This window comes from Roseinatronobacter thiooxidans (assembly GCF_001870675.1).
In the GTDB taxonomy this organism is placed as follows: domain Bacteria; phylum Pseudomonadota; class Alphaproteobacteria; order Rhodobacterales; family Rhodobacteraceae; genus Roseinatronobacter; species Roseinatronobacter thiooxidans.
The window spans coordinates 236,348-249,505 of record NZ_MEHT01000001.1; the positions used below are offsets into that span (position 1 = coordinate 236,348).

General features: G+C 59.8%; 15 protein-coding genes and 1 tRNA gene. 11 read left to right on the forward strand and 5 right to left on the reverse strand.

Annotated features, from left to right (window positions below; translation table 11 throughout):
* Positions 1-2: 2 nt before the first annotated feature.
* From mnmE to hemJ, 3 genes are all read right to left on the reverse strand, one after another.
* On the reverse strand, positions 3-1,289 hold the full coding sequence (mnmE, locus tag BG455_RS01020) for a tRNA uridine-5-carboxymethylaminomethyl(34) synthesis GTPase MnmE (RefSeq protein ID WP_071468084.1): 1,287 nt from the start codon (positions 1,287-1,289) through the stop codon (positions 3-5).
* Position 1,290: 1 nt separating this feature from the next.
* Positions 1,291-2,583, reverse strand: a complete 1,293-nt coding sequence (rho, locus tag BG455_RS01025) for a transcription termination factor Rho (protein WP_071468204.1) — start codon at positions 2,581-2,583, stop codon at positions 1,291-1,293.
* Between the two features lie 134 nt (positions 2,584-2,717).
* Positions 2,718-3,155 (reverse strand): protoporphyrinogen oxidase HemJ, encoded by a 438-nt coding sequence (hemJ, locus tag BG455_RS01030; RefSeq protein ID WP_071468085.1) that lies wholly within the window; start codon positions 3,153-3,155, stop codon positions 2,718-2,720.
* A 379-nt stretch (positions 3,156-3,534) separates the two neighbouring features.
* On the opposite strand from hemJ, the gene BG455_RS01035 reads away from it, so the two are divergent.
* Genes BG455_RS01035 through dnaQ form a run of 4 tightly spaced genes read left to right on the forward strand, consistent with a single transcriptional unit; the run spans position 3,535 to position 6,224 of the window.
* On the forward strand, positions 3,535-4,128 hold the full coding sequence (locus BG455_RS01035) for a Maf family protein (protein ID WP_071468086.1): 594 nt from the start codon (positions 3,535-3,537) through the stop codon (positions 4,126-4,128).
* A complete protein-coding gene (locus BG455_RS01040; protein ID WP_071468087.1) occupies positions 4,125-4,949 on the forward strand; it encodes a shikimate dehydrogenase in 825 nt (274 codons plus the stop codon). The genes BG455_RS01035 and BG455_RS01040 overlap by 4 nt, the downstream gene beginning before the upstream one ends.
* Entirely contained in the window at positions 4,946-5,533 is a 588-nt protein-coding gene (gene coaE / locus BG455_RS01045) for a dephospho-CoA kinase (RefSeq protein ID WP_071468088.1), read from the forward strand. The genes BG455_RS01040 and coaE overlap by 4 nt, the downstream gene beginning before the upstream one ends.
* A complete protein-coding gene (gene dnaQ, locus BG455_RS01050) occupies positions 5,526-6,224 on the forward strand; it encodes a DNA polymerase III subunit epsilon (RefSeq protein WP_071468089.1) in 699 nt (232 codons plus the stop codon). Before coaE ends, dnaQ begins: the two co-directional genes overlap by 8 nt.
* Positions 6,225-6,273: 49 nt before the next feature.
* On the opposite strand, the gene secB is transcribed toward dnaQ, so the two are convergent.
* Positions 6,274-6,798 (reverse strand): protein-export chaperone SecB, encoded by a 525-nt coding sequence (gene secB, locus BG455_RS01055; RefSeq protein ID WP_071468090.1) that lies wholly within the window; start codon positions 6,796-6,798, stop codon positions 6,274-6,276.
* 71 nt (positions 6,799-6,869) lie between these two features.
* Positions 6,870-7,322 (reverse strand): FxsA family protein, encoded by a 453-nt coding sequence (locus BG455_RS01060; protein WP_071468091.1) that lies wholly within the window; start codon positions 7,320-7,322, stop codon positions 6,870-6,872.
* 107 nt (positions 7,323-7,429) lie between these two features.
* Here BG455_RS01060 and BG455_RS01065 point away from each other — a divergent pair, with 107 nt between their 5' ends.
* From BG455_RS01065 to BG455_RS01095, 7 genes are all read left to right on the forward strand, one after another.
* Positions 7,430-8,098, forward strand: a complete 669-nt coding sequence (locus BG455_RS01065) for a Tim44/TimA family putative adaptor protein (RefSeq protein WP_071468092.1) — start codon at positions 7,430-7,432, stop codon at positions 8,096-8,098.
* Positions 8,095-8,694, forward strand: coding sequence for a Smr/MutS family protein (locus tag BG455_RS01070; RefSeq protein ID WP_071468093.1), 600 nt, complete (start codon positions 8,095-8,097; stop codon positions 8,692-8,694). Before BG455_RS01065 ends, BG455_RS01070 begins: the two co-directional genes overlap by 4 nt.
* A 165-nt stretch (positions 8,695-8,859) precedes the next feature.
* On the forward strand, positions 8,860-9,990 hold the full coding sequence (gene tgt / locus BG455_RS01075; protein ID WP_071468094.1) for a tRNA guanosine(34) transglycosylase Tgt: 1,131 nt from the start codon (positions 8,860-8,862) through the stop codon (positions 9,988-9,990).
* A gap of 18 nt (positions 9,991-10,008) precedes the next feature.
* The gene (locus BG455_RS01080; RefSeq protein WP_071468095.1) at positions 10,009-10,707 is read left to right on the forward strand and encodes a phosphatidylserine decarboxylase; all 699 of its coding nucleotides are present in this window, start codon (positions 10,009-10,011) and stop codon (positions 10,705-10,707) included.
* Between the two features lie 2 nt (positions 10,708-10,709).
* Positions 10,710-11,441, forward strand: coding sequence for a CDP-diacylglycerol--serine O-phosphatidyltransferase (pssA, locus tag BG455_RS01085; protein WP_071468096.1), 732 nt, complete (start codon positions 10,710-10,712; stop codon positions 11,439-11,441).
* Positions 11,442-11,519: 78 nt separating this feature from the next.
* Positions 11,520-11,596: transfer RNA gene (locus tag BG455_RS01090), tRNA-Asp, on the forward strand.
* Between the two features lie 220 nt (positions 11,597-11,816).
* Positions 11,817-13,133 carry an ABC1 kinase family protein gene (locus tag BG455_RS01095; RefSeq protein ID WP_071468205.1) on the forward strand — a complete coding sequence of 439 codons (1,317 nt, stop codon included), beginning with the start codon at positions 11,817-11,819 and terminating at the stop codon, positions 13,131-13,133.
* Positions 13,134-13,158: the final 25 nt, after the last annotated feature.

Consider the following 13,158-nt stretch of genomic DNA (forward strand, 5'->3'; position numbering starts at 1 on the left):
TCCTACTTGCCAATACAGAAAGAGGCAAAGATATCCCCCAGCAGGTCTTCTACATCTATCCTGCCGATCAAACTATCCAATGCCGTCATTGCCTGCCGAATATCTGCGGCTACCAGTTCGGGGATATACGCCTGATCTTCAAGTTTTTCAATCGCGCTTTCCAATGCGGCCGCTGCGCCTGTCATTGCCTGTTGGTGCCTGCGCCGCACACTTAGCCCGTCTTGCGCTGTCATCGCGGACAGGCGCTGCATAATTTGCTGTAACAGATCATCCAGCCCCGCGCCCGTTGCCCCTGACAGCCCGCCGCTATGGCCAGGATACATGTCAGATTTGCTAAATGTCACAATATCGGCGGGGTTTGGAACCACCAATGGTGGGCTGTCAGGCCCGTCGCACAAGATGATGCGAAAATCGGCGGCGGCGGCGCGTTTCTGGCCGCGTGCAATGCCGATGCTTTCAATCTCTTCCTGCGTGTCGCGCAGGCCTGCTGTATCCAGCAAGGTCACGGCATAGCCGCCAATATCCATGCGCAATTCGATCACATCGCGCGTTGTTCCCGCAATGTCAGAGGTGATCGCGGCATCTCTGCCGGCCAGCGCATTCAGCAAGGTGGATTTACCCGCATTCACCGACCCCACCAGCGCAATCTCGAACCCGCTTTGCACCCGTTCGCGCGCCGCCTGCCCTGCCAGTTCTGCCACCAGTTGCGATTGCACATTGCGAAGTTCTGCCAGAATCAGATCATCGAAGTTTCCGACATCTTCCTCGACAAAATCTATCGATGTCTCGACCAAGGCCGCAGCTTTCAGCAAATGTGCGCGCCAGCCGTCAACCAGCCTGCCCAGTGCCCCATCCAGCACACGCATGGCCTGCCGGCGCTGGCTTTCGGTTTCGGCCTCTAGCAGGTCGCTCAGCGCTTCTACCTGTGTCAGGTCCAGAACGCCGTTTTCCAGCGCGCGGCGGGTAAATTCGCCCGGTTCCGCCATGCGCAAGCCATGATCTTGCGCCAGACAGGTTTCCAGCGCCGCGATGGTTGCGATGCTGCCATGGGTCATCACCTCGGCCACCTGTTCGCCGGTAAAGCTGGCGCCCTGGTCGAATAGGACGACCAAGGCCGTGTCCAGCAACGCGCCGTCCATGCGGCGCAGTTTGCGCAGCGCGGTATGGCGCGGCGGGGGCAGTTTGCCTGCCAGTTTTTCCAGAACAGAATGCGCCTGTGGCCCTGACAGACGAATAACCGCAACACCCGATTTCCCACGGGCCGAGGCCAGTGCAAAAATCGTGTCCATATCAGGAATTCATCGAGTCGAAGAAATCGCTGTTGGTTTTGGTCTGTTTCAGCTTCGAGATCAGGAATTCGATCGCATCTGTCGTGCCCATCGGGTTCAGAATGCGGCGCAGGACGAAGGTTTTTTGCAAATCGTTCTTCTCGATCAGCAAATCTTCTTTCCGCGTGCCGGATTTCAGAATGTCCATCGCAGGGAACACGCGCTTGTCGGCCACCTTGCGGTCCAGCACAATCTCGCTGTTGCCGGTGCCTTTGAATTCTTCAAAGATCACTTCATCCATGCGCGAGCCTGTATCGATCAGCGCGGTGGCGATAATGCTTAGCGAGCCACCCTCTTCGATGTTGCGCGCAGCCCCGAAGAAGCGCTTGGGCCGTTGCAGGGCGTTTGCATCCACACCGCCTGTCAGCACCTTGCCAGAGCTTGGCACAACTGTGTTGAACGCGCGGCCCAGACGGGTGATCGAATCCAGCAAAATGACCACATCGCGCTTGTGTTCAACAAGGCGTTTTGCCTTTTCAATGACCATTTCCGCCACAGCAACGTGCCGCGTTGCCGGTTCGTCAAAGGTCGAGGCGATCACCTCTCCCTTGACCGAGCGCTGCATGTCGGTCACTTCCTCTGGCCGCTCGTCAATCAGCAGTACGATCAGGTAGCACTCGGGGTGGTTTTTGGCGATGCTATGGGCGATGTTTTGCAGCAACACTGTCTTACCTGTGCGCGGCGGGGCCACGATCAGGGCGCGTTGGCCTTTGCCAAGCGGCGAGACGATGTCGATAATCCGCGCGGACCTGTCCTTGGTGGCAGGATCGTCTGTTTCCATCCACAAGCGCTGGTCCGGGTATAGCGGCGTCAGGTTGTCGAAATGCACCTTGTGGCGGGCGCGCTCGGGGTCGTCAAAGTTGATGCGTGTGACTTTGGTGATTGCGAAGTAACGCTCATTTTCAGCAGGGGCCTGAATGACACCTTCAATCGTGTCGCCGGTGCGCAAGGAATACTGGCGGATCACATCGGGCGAGACATAAATATCATCGGGGCCGGGCAGGTAATTTGCCTCTGGCGCGCGCAGGAAACCGAAACCGTCTTGCAGCACTTCCAGCACGCCTTCGCCAGAGATGGTCCAGCCTTCTTCTGCGCGTTCTTTCAGGATCGAGAACATCATCTCGCCCTTGCGCATGGAGGGTGCGTTTTCAATCTCCAGCTCTTCGGCCATGGCCAACAGCTCGGCAGGGCTTTTGGCCTTCAATTCTGCCAGATTCAGCGTCTCGTCGCTTTCTGGACGGTCTTCAATTACCATATCGGACATAATAACACCCTGCTCGCCCACACCAAGTGCAGGAAATCTTGTCATAGTTTCATGTGGAACACATCCCACCGGACGGCAGGCGTTGGCCCGCAATAGGGAATAATCGCGCCAGAGTCAATCTGGCTTCAGAATTTCACCACAACCGACAAAACGATCAGCACCATCATCACTGTGGGGACTTCGTTCATCATCCGGTAATTGCGCCCTGTCAGGGTATTGCCACCCTCTGTGAAAATACGGCGGCGGCGGGCGCACCACATGTGAAACCATGTCATGCCGATCAGCCCGATGAACTTGCTCCATGGCCAGATGGAGGACCAAGTGATCAGCCCCGGAATAGACACCATCATCAGCCCTGTGACCCATGCCACGATCATGGCGGGATTCATGATCACGCGCAGCAGCTTTTCTTCCATCGTCTGGAACACAGCGCCCATCGCTGCCCCGTCAGAGCGTTCGACATGGTACACAAACAGCCGTGGCAGATAAAACAACCCCGCCATCCAGCTGATGACAGCCATAATGTGCACCGCTTTGATCCAGAGATACAAGTCACTCAGCATTTTTGCCTCTTTTGGTTCCCGCATCTTCTTAATTAAAAAATAGAGATAAGGGAATGATGTAGTAGTAAGGGCTGTGGATATGGGGATAAGTTTTTGATGCACAGAGTTATCCACAGTTTGGGAAAATCTATTCCGGTTTTTTCTTTGGATAAAACATAATAAAAACAACAAGATAAAACAGAACAAACCAAGAATAACGGGTTCGTGATGTTTTAGGATTCAGGTTTTGCACAGCGTGGGGGGGTCGGGTTATCCCGTGTGGATAGACGCCCGTGTGGACTTGCAGAGGCAGGCACAACATGCCAGCACTTGCTTTGGCGGGGGATATCCTGCCGAATTGCCTTCACTTATTGGCACGCTTGAACACAAGGTTATCCACATGGTGCTTGTCTTGGCCTCTGGTTCCGAAATCCGGCGGCAAATGTTGGAACAGGCGGGTGTGCAGCCCGAGATTTGCGTGGCGCGGGTTGATGAAACGGCGATCATTGCATCCTTGCTGGCAGAAGAGGCAAGCCCGCGCGACATTGCCGACACCCTTGCCGAGGCCAAGGCGCGCAAAGTGTCTGGCCGCATGGCGGGCTGTCTGGTTTTGGGCTGTGATCAGGTTTTGGCGCATAAAGGCGCAATCTTGGAAAAGCCGCCCAGTATAGATGCCGCGCGTGACCAGTTGCGCCTGTTGCGGGGCGGGACGCATCAGCTTTTGTCGGCGGCGGTGCTGTATGAGGATGGCAAGCCTGTCTGGCGGCATGTGGGTGTGGCGCGGTTGGTGATGCGCAATTTCTCGGACAGGTATATGGAAGCCTATCTGGCCCGCAACTGGCCCGCGATCGGTACTTCGGTTGGGGGCTATAAGCTGGAGGAAGAGGGCGTGCGGCTGTTTGCGCAGATACAGGGAGATTATTTCACCATTCTGGGCCTGCCCTTGTTGGAATTGCTGAATTATCTGGCGCTGCGAGGAGAGATTGAGGGATGAGCAAGATACCTTTGGCCGGTGTGATTGGTTGCCCTGTCGGGCATAGCCGTTCGCCCGTATTGCATGGCACATGGTTGCGCGATTACGGGATTAAGGGCCATTACGTTCCGCTGCATGTGGAAGCCAAGGATCTGGCGGCGGTTTTGCACACCCTGCCCGCGATGGGCTTTGTTGGTGTGAATGTGACCATTCCGCATAAGGAAGCCGCCTTGGCGCTGGCCGATACTGCCACCCCCATGGCGCGCGCGATCGGGGCGGCGAATACGCTGTCATTTGTCGATGGGCACATTCACGCGGACAATACAGATGGCTACGGCTTTATGCAGAATTTGCGCGATGGCGCCCCCGCATGGCGGGCAGAGGGTATGGCGCTGGTGCTGGGGGCCGGGGGTGCTGCGCGCGCGGTGATTGTGGCGCTGGCAGATGCAGGTGTGCCCCGCATAGTGCTGTCCAACCGGACACGCGCGCGCGCAGAGGTCTTGCAGGCCGAGATTGCCGCCCCTGTCAGTGTTGTTGACTGGGCCGAATGGCCACAGGCGGCGGCAGATGCGGCATTGGTTGTGAATACAACCTCTCTCGGGATGGCGGGCCAGCCCGCGTTGGACATGCCGCCTGCCCTGTTTGACCCGCGCACAGTTGTTACTGATCTGGTCTATACACCGCTAGAGACGGATTTGCTGCGCCAAGCGCGCGCGTGCGGCTGTGTGGCTGTCGATGGGTTGGGCATGTTGCTGCATCAGGCCGTGCCGGGGTTTGCGCGCTGGTTCGGGCGCAGGCCACAGGTGAGCGATGCGTTGCGCGCTGCGGTGCTGGGGGCATGACGCGGCCTTATCTGCTTGGGCTGACCGGCTCTATCGGGATGGGAAAAAGCACCACAGCGGGGTTTTTCCGTGAATTGGGCGTGCCGGTCTGGGATGCGGATGCCGCTGTTCACAGGCTGTATGCCCAAGGCGGCGCTGCGGTTGGGCCGGTGGGCGCGCTATGCCCCGGGGCGGTTGTGGAGGGGGCGGTTGACCGTGATGCACTGAAAGCGTGGATCGCGCGCGACCCTTCGGCGCTGGGGCGGTTGGAAGCGGTTGTTCACCCGCTGGTGGCGCAAGATCGTGCTGCGTTCGTGGCCTGTGTTCAAGGGCCTTTGGGGGTGTTGGATATACCCCTGTTATTCGAGACAGGCGCAGAGGTGGATGGCGTGCTGGTCGTCACTGCGCCTGAAGATGTGCAGCGCGCCCGCGTTTTGGCGCGCGTAGGCATGAGTGCGGCGCAGCTGGACGCCATTCTAGCGCGCCAGATGCCCGATGCCGAGAAGCGCGCGCGCGCGGATTTCGTGATCGAGACAACAGATATGGACAGCGCGCGCGCCGCAGTTCAGAACCTTGTCACAAGACTGGAGGCAGACCATGCGTGAACTGGTGCTGGATACGGAAACCACGGGGTTTGAACCCGGTGAAGGCCACCGCATTGTCGAGATCGGCATTGTCGAGCTGGTCAACCTGATGCCCACAGGGCGGACATATCACCAATATATCAACCCCAAGCGCCCTATGCCGCCCGAGGCGTTCGAGGTGCATGGGCTGGGAGATGATTTCCTGCGCGACAAGCCGGTGTTTGACCAGATTGTCGATGCGTTTCTGGAATTTGTGGCCGATGACAGGCTGGTTATTCACAACGCCGCCTTTGACATGAAATTCCTGAATGCCGAACTGGGTTGGGCCGGTCGCCCTGTTCTGCCGTTCGAGCGGGCATTTGACACGCTGACGCTGGCGCGCAAGAAATTTCCCGGCTCTCCGGCGTCGCTGGATGCGTTGTGCCGGCGGTTTTCCATCGACAATTCGTCGCGCACGAAACATGGCGCGCTTCTGGACAGTGAAATTCTGGCCGAGGTGTATCTGGAACTGGCAGGCGGGCAGCAGCCCGATTTCGCGCTGTCCTCGCGGCCAGCACAGGGCAGCGCGGGTGCCGGACAACGCGCGGCACCTTTGCCGCGCAGGCCCTCGCCCCTGCCCTCGCGCGTGACAGAGGATGAACGCGCCGCGCATGCCGCTTTCGTTGCCGCGATGGGAGAGGCGGCGGTCTGGGGCAAATACCGCAAGGTATGAAAAAGGCCCCCGAGAAGGGGGCCTGAATACACAGCATATCTTGCGCGGGTCAGTTGGCGACGGGCGCTTCGGTCGGGTTTGTCTGAAGGGCTGCCTGACGCTGCAATTCCTGCTTGTAAAGGGCAAGGAAATCCACAGTGTCGAGGTTCAGCGGCGGGAAGCCGCCATCGCGGGTGACATCGGAAATGATGCGGCGCGCAAAGGGGAAGATCATCCGCGGGCATTCGATCAGCAGGAAAGGGTGCAGCTGTTCTTGTGGCACGCCCTCGATCTGGAAGAGGCCCACATAGTCCAGTTCCACGATAAACAGGGTTTGCGCGTCGGATTTGTTCTTTGATGTGATCTTGAACTTGGTGCCAACCTCGTACTGGTTGTCTGCCTCGCGCTTGTTGGCGTCCAGACTGACCTGCACCTGAATATCCGGCTGCACATTCGAGCCTTGCAGTTTTTTCTGCGCCGCCACATTCTCGAAGGACAGATCACGCATGAATTGCGCAAGAATGCGCATATTGACCTTTGGCGGTGTTGCGGCTGCTGGCTGGGCGCCATTGCCCTGCGGTTCGGATTCAGACATCTAATAGCTCCTCATATTTTTCCGGGTAATTCGGTATCTGGCGCAGCTTGTATCAGCGCACCTGTTCTGGCTCAATCCCGCTTTTCCCTGTCATTCAGGCGTGGTGGCGGGGGGGTGTCGGGGTCCGGGCGGTGTTCATATTCGCCTTCAATGATGACGGCTTCGCTGCGGGTATGCGCGCGGCGAAGGTTTTTCAGCAGCCGGACCAGCAGCACCATCCGCACAGGGGGCAGCAGCAAAAGCCCCAGCATGTCGGTGAAAAAGCCCGGCAGCACCAGCAGGACTGCGCCAATCATGCGCAGGGCGGAATGCGCCATCGGGCTGGCGGGGCTTGCATCGCGGTCGAGGGCCGCGCGCACGTCATGTGCGTTGCGATGCGGTTCCAGCCGCAGCAGCACCAAACCGATGGCCGCTGTGGCAAAAACCTCTGCCAATGTGCCGATCACACCAAATTGTGCCCCGATTTGCACAAACAATGCAATTTCAAGGATAGGAACAGCCAGAAAAACCAGTAAAATCCACATTACTTTGTCCTTCTCGCAAGTGACATGGTCGCATGTGGTGGACTTGACCCGCAACCCACCTTACATAGGCAACAGACCCGCCATACCAACCCTTGGCCGAGGAAACAATGGAACCTGCCGTGATCCAGCTTCTTATTCTTGCCGGAATAGCTGTCTTTCTGATTTTGCGTTTGCGATCTGTATTGGGGACGCGCGATGGCTTTGAACAAAAACCGCTTCCCCGTCAGGGGTCCGGACCCGAGATTGCGGGCAAACCCCGCTTTGAGGTGATCGAGGGGGGGCCGGATACGGATATCACCGATCATGTGCCCGAAGGGTCTGACATGGCCAAGGCGCTGGGGCGGATGAAAGCCACAGACCCCGATTTCAGTGTCGATGAATTCCTGCAAGGCGCGCGCGGTGCCTATGAGATGATCCTGATGGCGTTTGAATCGTCTGATCTGGATTCGATCCTGCCTTTCCTGTCGCGCGATGTGTTCAACAGCTTTGACGAGGTTGTGCAGCTGCGCGAAACAGAAGGGTTGCGCGTGGATGCGACCTTTGTCGGCCTGCGGGAGTTGAGCATTGTCGACGCGCTGTTTGACGAGCAGACCAAGGAAGGCGAGATCACGATCAAGTTTGTGGGCGAGTTGACTTCGGTTGTGCGCAAGGCGGATAGCGGCGAAGTGATCGAAGGTGACCCCAACGAGATCAAGCGGCAGAAAGATGTGTGGACTTTCGCGCGCGATATGAGTTCGGACAGCCCCAACTGGAAGTTGGTGGCGACGGGCGAATGACCCGCAGGCGGCGCGGTCTCTCGCCGGAGGATCAGGAACTTTGGGGCCGCGTGGTGCAGACTGCGCGGCCTTTGAAATCTGACCCCAAGCCTGTCTTCATGCCAGACCCCGCGCCGGTGCCCGAGGCAAAGCCCCGGTTTCGCCCCACCCCCGAGACAGCACGCGGCAGCTACCGCCCCACCCCTTCGCGCCCCCCGCCCGGACATGATCTGGCGCACCCCTTGTCCGAAGCGCTGGCGCAGGTGCCGGTGCGCATGGACAAGCGGAAATTCCAGCGCCTAAGCCGTGGCAAGCTGGACCCGGAGGCGCGCATCGACCTGCATGGCATGACATTGGCGCAGGCACATGGAGTGCTGAACGGGTTTATTTTGCGCGCACAGGCGCAGGGATTGCGGTTGGTGCTGGTGATCACCGGCAAGGGCAAGACAGTGGGCGATGATGGCCCGATCCCGCGCAGGCAGGGCGCGCTGAAGCATGATGTGCCGCAATGGTTGCGCATGGCGCCGCTGCATGGGGTGGTGCTGGAAATCCGTGAAGCGCATGCCCGCCATGGCGGCAGTGGCGCCTATTATGTCTATCTGCGCCGATCGCGGTGACACGGGCTTTGCGCGCGGGGGCGTCGCCCACCCACCCACCCGCTTGCCCCCGCGCGCAAAGCGCCGTTTGGCCAAGCGCGGGATTTGAGTATTTTTGGCAAGAAAATGGGCAGTGCTTGGCAAGGCCAAGCTTTTGCGCCAAAGGAACGGGGCAGATAAAGGGCAATGCTTATGGGTTTCAGCTTCGATATATCGGCCCGGGACGGGCGCGCGCGCACAGGTGTGATTTCCACCCCGAGGGGCGAGATACGCACACCTGCCTTCATGCCCGTGGGCACGGCGGCCACTGTCAAGGCCATGATGCCGGAGTCGGTGCGCGAGACGGGCGCGGATATTTTGCTGGGCAATACCTACCATCTGATGCTGCGCCCTACGGCCGAGCGGATTGCGGACTTAGGGGGCTTGCACAGGTTCATGAACTGGGACCGGCCCATTCTGACGGATTCGGGCGGGTTTCAGGTGATGTCGCTGGCGTCTTTGCGCAAGCTGACGGAAGAAGGTGTGCAGTTTTCCAGCCATATTGACGGGTCGCGCCATATGCTGACGCCCGAGCGGTCGATGGAGATACAGCGCCTGCTGGGGTCTGACATTGTGATGGCCTTTGACGAATGTCCGGCGCTGCCTGCGGATCGTGCGGCGATCGACGCCTCTATGCAGTTGTCGATGCGTTGGGCGCAGCGCTCGCGCGATGCGTTCGGGGACCGGCCGGGCCATGCGCTGTTTGGTATCCAGCAGGGCGGGCTGGAGCCTGATTTGCGCGCGCGCTCGGCAGAGGCGCTGCGCGCCATCGGTTTTGACGGCTATGCCATTGGCGGGCTGGCCGTGGGCGAGGGGCAGGAGGCCATGTTCGGTGTGCTGGAATATGCGCCCGGCCAGCTGCCCGAAGACAAGCCGCGCTATCTGATGGGGGTGGGCAAGCCCGATGACATTGTGGGCGCGGTCCAGCGCGGGGTGGATATGTTTGACTGCGTGCTTCCGTCACGCTCTGGCCGCACGGGGCAGGGCTGGACGGCGCGCGGGCCTGTCAACCTGCGCAATGCGCGCCACCGCGATGACCCGCGCCCGCTGGAAGAGGGGTGCCCCTGCCCCGCCTGCCGCAACTATAGCCGCGCCTATCTGCATCATGTGATCAAAAGCGACGAGATCATTGGCGCGATGTTGTTGACCTGGCATAACCTGGCCTATTACCAGCGCCTGATGCAAGGGTTGCGGGACGCGATTTCTGCGGGCAGGCTTGAGCTATTCGCCGCGCGTTTTCACGAAGACCGGGCGCAGGGCGATATCGGTCTGATTTAACCTAGTGAAGGAAGCCATATGGCCGCTGACATGCTTTCAACTGTTGTGAAGCCGATCCACAAGGAAGGCTATAAATTCATCAGCATCTTTGCCGCGGTCACAGTGCTGCTGTTCCTGATCTGGCAGCCTTTGGGCTGGGTGGGTGTTGGCCTGACAGTCTGGTGTTACTACTTCTTCCGCGACCCCGAGCGCCAGACGCCTATGCGCGAGGGTTTGCTTGTCAGCCCTGCGGATGGGGTGATTTCACTGATCGAACCTGCCGTGCCACCTGCCGAGCTGGGCATGGGTGACCACCCCCTGACGCGGGTTTCGGTGTTCATGAATGTGTTTAACTGCCATGTGAACCGCGCGCCGATTGGCGGCACGATCACCAGCATTGCCTACCGGCCCGGCAAATTCCTGAATGCCTCGCTGGACAAGGCCAGTGTGGATAACGAGCGTAATTCGCTGGCGATCGAAATGGCCGATGGCCGCAAGATCGCAGTTGTGCAGATTGCCGGTCTGGTGGCGCGGCGCATCCTGTGTGAGGTCGAAGAGGGGCAAAGCCTTGCCACCGGCGCGCGCTTTGGCATGATTCGGTTCGGCTCGCGTGTTGATGTGTATTTGCCCGAAGGGGTCGCGCCGCTGGTTGCATTGGGCCAGACCATGATCTCGGCGGAAACAGTTATTGCAGACCTTGCCAGCACAGAGCCGCGCCGCATGGCACAGGCGCGCTGATCATGCCGCGCGAGCGTTTGCCCCTGTTGCAACTGGTGCCCAATCTGGTGACGATTCTGGGCATGTGCGCCGGGTTAAGTGCTATTCGCTACACATTCGACGAACGCTTTGAGCTGGCGGCCGCGCTGATCATTTTTGCCGCTGTGATGGACGGGTTTGACGGGCTTCTGGCGCGCAAGCTGAATGCGGCCAGCTCCTTCGGGGCGGAACTTGACAGTTTTGCCGATTTTGTCAGCTTCGGGGTTGCGCCGGGCATTCTGGTGTTCGGCTATGCTTTGGCAGGGCCAATGGCCGGTGTCGGCTGGATTTTCGTGTTGGTCTTCGCGGTTTGCGCCTGTTTGCGGCTGGCGCGGTTCAATATCTCGCGCGCAACGCCCGATGGGGCTGCACAGCGCCATTTCGTGGGGGTGCCTGCGCCTGCGGGTGCGATGCTTGGCCTGCTGCCGGTCTATCTGGGCCTGTCCGGATTGCTGGACCCTGCGCGCGCCCCCGTTCTGGTGGCGCTTTATCTGGCGGGTATAGGGCTGTTGATGGTGTCGCGCCTGCCCACACCGTCGCTCAAGGCGGTGCGGATCGCGCGGGAAAACGCGATCTGGATCATGATCGGGATGAGTGCCTTTGTGGGGCTGCTGTTCTTGCGCACATGGGTCACGCTGGTGGTGGCGGATCTTGTTTACCTTGCCACTCTGGGCTGGCTGGCCTGGCACCAGAGAGATGCGCGCAGCCAAGTCTGATTTTTGATCCTGCGCGCAAAATTCCTGCCGCTTTGTGCTTGACGGGCGTTTGCAGATTGCCTAAACGGCCCCTATCGCGCGGTTGTAGCTCAGTTGGTTAGAGTACCGGCCTGTCACGCCGGGGGTCGCGGGTTCGAGCCCCGTCAACCGCGCCACTTCAAAAGCCCCTGTCTTCTGGCAGGGGCTTTTGTGTTTCCGGCAGCGCGACACCCCCCTTCGGTGCCAAAGCGTCTTACACATTTTCTTGCGAAAAATACTCGCGGGGGAACCCGGCCACAGGCCGGGTGGGGGCGGCAGCCCCCTGAAGAAAAAACTTGCGCAGCTCAATTGAATTCACTGCTCGACATTGCGCGGCGACACGCCATTTCTACACGCATGGAAAAAGACCAAAATTTTCGCGCGCGGTCCGTCCCTCAACATGCATTCGCGCGTAATCTGCGGATGGGCGGGGTTGCGGGGGGTATTCTTGGGGCCACGCTGGGGGGTGTGGCCTCGGAGTTGATGCGCGGGCGCAGGCCCGATCTTGCGCATGCGGCCCTGACGCCTGCCAATGCCGTGCGGTTGGCGGGCGGGCTTGCGCATCTGCGCGGGGCGGCGATGAAGCTGGGGCAAATGCTGTCCATGGAAAACGGCTTTGCCCTGCCGCCCGAATTGACGGCCATTCTGGGCCAGTTGCAGGCAAATGCGCCTGCCATGCCGCCAAAGCAGTTGAAAACTGTGCTGAATGCCGAATGGGGGCCGGATTGGCACAAGGAATTCGCCCGTTTTGACGTGCAGCCGCTTGCTGCTGCCTCCATCGGGCAGGTGCATCGGGCGCGGTTGCGCGATGGCACTGATCTGGCGATCAAGGTGCAGTTTCCGGGTGTGGCGGGCAGTATTGACAGCGATATTGCAACGCTGGGCAGGCTGATGCGCATGCCCGGCGTGCTGCCCAAAGGTCTGGACATTGCCCCCCTTCTGGCCGAGGCCCGCGCCCAGCTGCATGAAGAGGCCGATTATACCCGCGAAGCGGCGGCGCTGGTGGATTTTGGAACAGCCTTGCATGGGGATGCGGTGTTTGCTGTTCCGCGTTTTCATGCGCCGCATAGCACAGCGCGCATTCTGGCGATGGATTTCATCGACAGCGCCCCGATCGAGGCTTTGGCCAATGCCCCCCAAGACACCCGCGATGCCCGCGTTGTGCAGCTTATAACGCTGGTCCTGCGCGAGATTTTTGATCTGGGGTTCATGCAGACGGACCCGAATTTTGCCAATTACCGGCTGGCCCCTGATGGCCGGATCGTCCTGCTGGATTTTGGCGCGACGCGCGCCATTGCGCCGGATATCGCAGCGCGCTACCGCGCCTTGCTACGCGCCCTTCTGGCGCAGGATCGCGCCGCGATGTGGCAGCATATGCTGGATCTGGGGTATTTTGCCGCTGGCCAGCCAGAGGTGCGCCAAGCGTTGATTCTCGATCTGGCCATTCAGGCCAGCGCGCCCTTGCGCCAAGATGCGCCCTATGATTTCGCGCGCGCGACCCTGATCGAGGATTTGGCCCTTGCAGGCCGTGACTTGGGCGGCGCGAGAGAGTTCTGGCATGTGCCGCCTGCCGATCTGTTGTTCATGCATCGCAAGATCGGGGGCATGTTTTTGCTGGCCCAACGCTTGCGGGCACATGTGCATTTGCGCCCCTTGCTGGAGCGGTGGGTCTGACAGGAAACCCCCCCGAACAGGGTTC

What these genes read in the sequence shown, in the direction of transcription:
- BG455_RS01065 (WP_071468092.1), top strand. Translation starts at nt 7,430, where the DNA reads ATGGAACCTGCCGTGATCCAGCTTCTTATTCTTGCCGGAATAGCTGTC.
- secB (WP_071468090.1), bottom strand. Translation starts at nt 6,798, where the DNA reads ATGTCTGAATCCGAACCGCAGGGCAATGGCGCCCAGCCAGCAGCCGCA.
- rho (WP_071468204.1), bottom strand. Translation starts at nt 2,583, where the DNA reads ATGGTAATTGAAGACCGTCCAGAAAGCGACGAGACGCTGAATCTGGCA.
- BG455_RS01060 (WP_071468091.1), bottom strand. Translation starts at nt 7,322, where the DNA reads ATGTGGATTTTACTGGTTTTTCTGGCTGTTCCTATCCTTGAAATTGCA.
- hemJ (WP_071468085.1), bottom strand. Translation starts at nt 3,155, where the DNA reads ATGCTGAGTGACTTGTATCTCTGGATCAAAGCGGTGCACATTATGGCT.
- BG455_RS01095 (WP_071468205.1), top strand. Translation starts at nt 11,817, where the DNA reads ATGGAAAAAGACCAAAATTTTCGCGCGCGGTCCGTCCCTCAACATGCA.
- BG455_RS01080 (WP_071468095.1), top strand. Translation starts at nt 10,009, where the DNA reads ATGGCCGCTGACATGCTTTCAACTGTTGTGAAGCCGATCCACAAGGAA.
- pssA (WP_071468096.1), top strand. Translation starts at nt 10,710, where the DNA reads ATGCCGCGCGAGCGTTTGCCCCTGTTGCAACTGGTGCCCAATCTGGTG.
- mnmE (WP_071468084.1), bottom strand. Translation starts at nt 1,289, where the DNA reads ATGGACACGATTTTTGCACTGGCCTCGGCCCGTGGGAAATCGGGTGTT.
- tgt (WP_071468094.1), top strand. Translation starts at nt 8,860, where the DNA reads ATGCTTATGGGTTTCAGCTTCGATATATCGGCCCGGGACGGGCGCGCG.
- BG455_RS01035 (WP_071468086.1), top strand. Translation starts at nt 3,535, where the DNA reads ATGGTGCTTGTCTTGGCCTCTGGTTCCGAAATCCGGCGGCAAATGTTG.
- coaE (WP_071468088.1), top strand. Translation starts at nt 4,946, where the DNA reads ATGACGCGGCCTTATCTGCTTGGGCTGACCGGCTCTATCGGGATGGGA.
- BG455_RS01040 (WP_071468087.1), top strand. Translation starts at nt 4,125, where the DNA reads ATGAGCAAGATACCTTTGGCCGGTGTGATTGGTTGCCCTGTCGGGCAT.
- BG455_RS01070 (WP_071468093.1), top strand. Translation starts at nt 8,095, where the DNA reads ATGACCCGCAGGCGGCGCGGTCTCTCGCCGGAGGATCAGGAACTTTGG.
- dnaQ (WP_071468089.1), top strand. Translation starts at nt 5,526, where the DNA reads ATGCGTGAACTGGTGCTGGATACGGAAACCACGGGGTTTGAACCCGGT.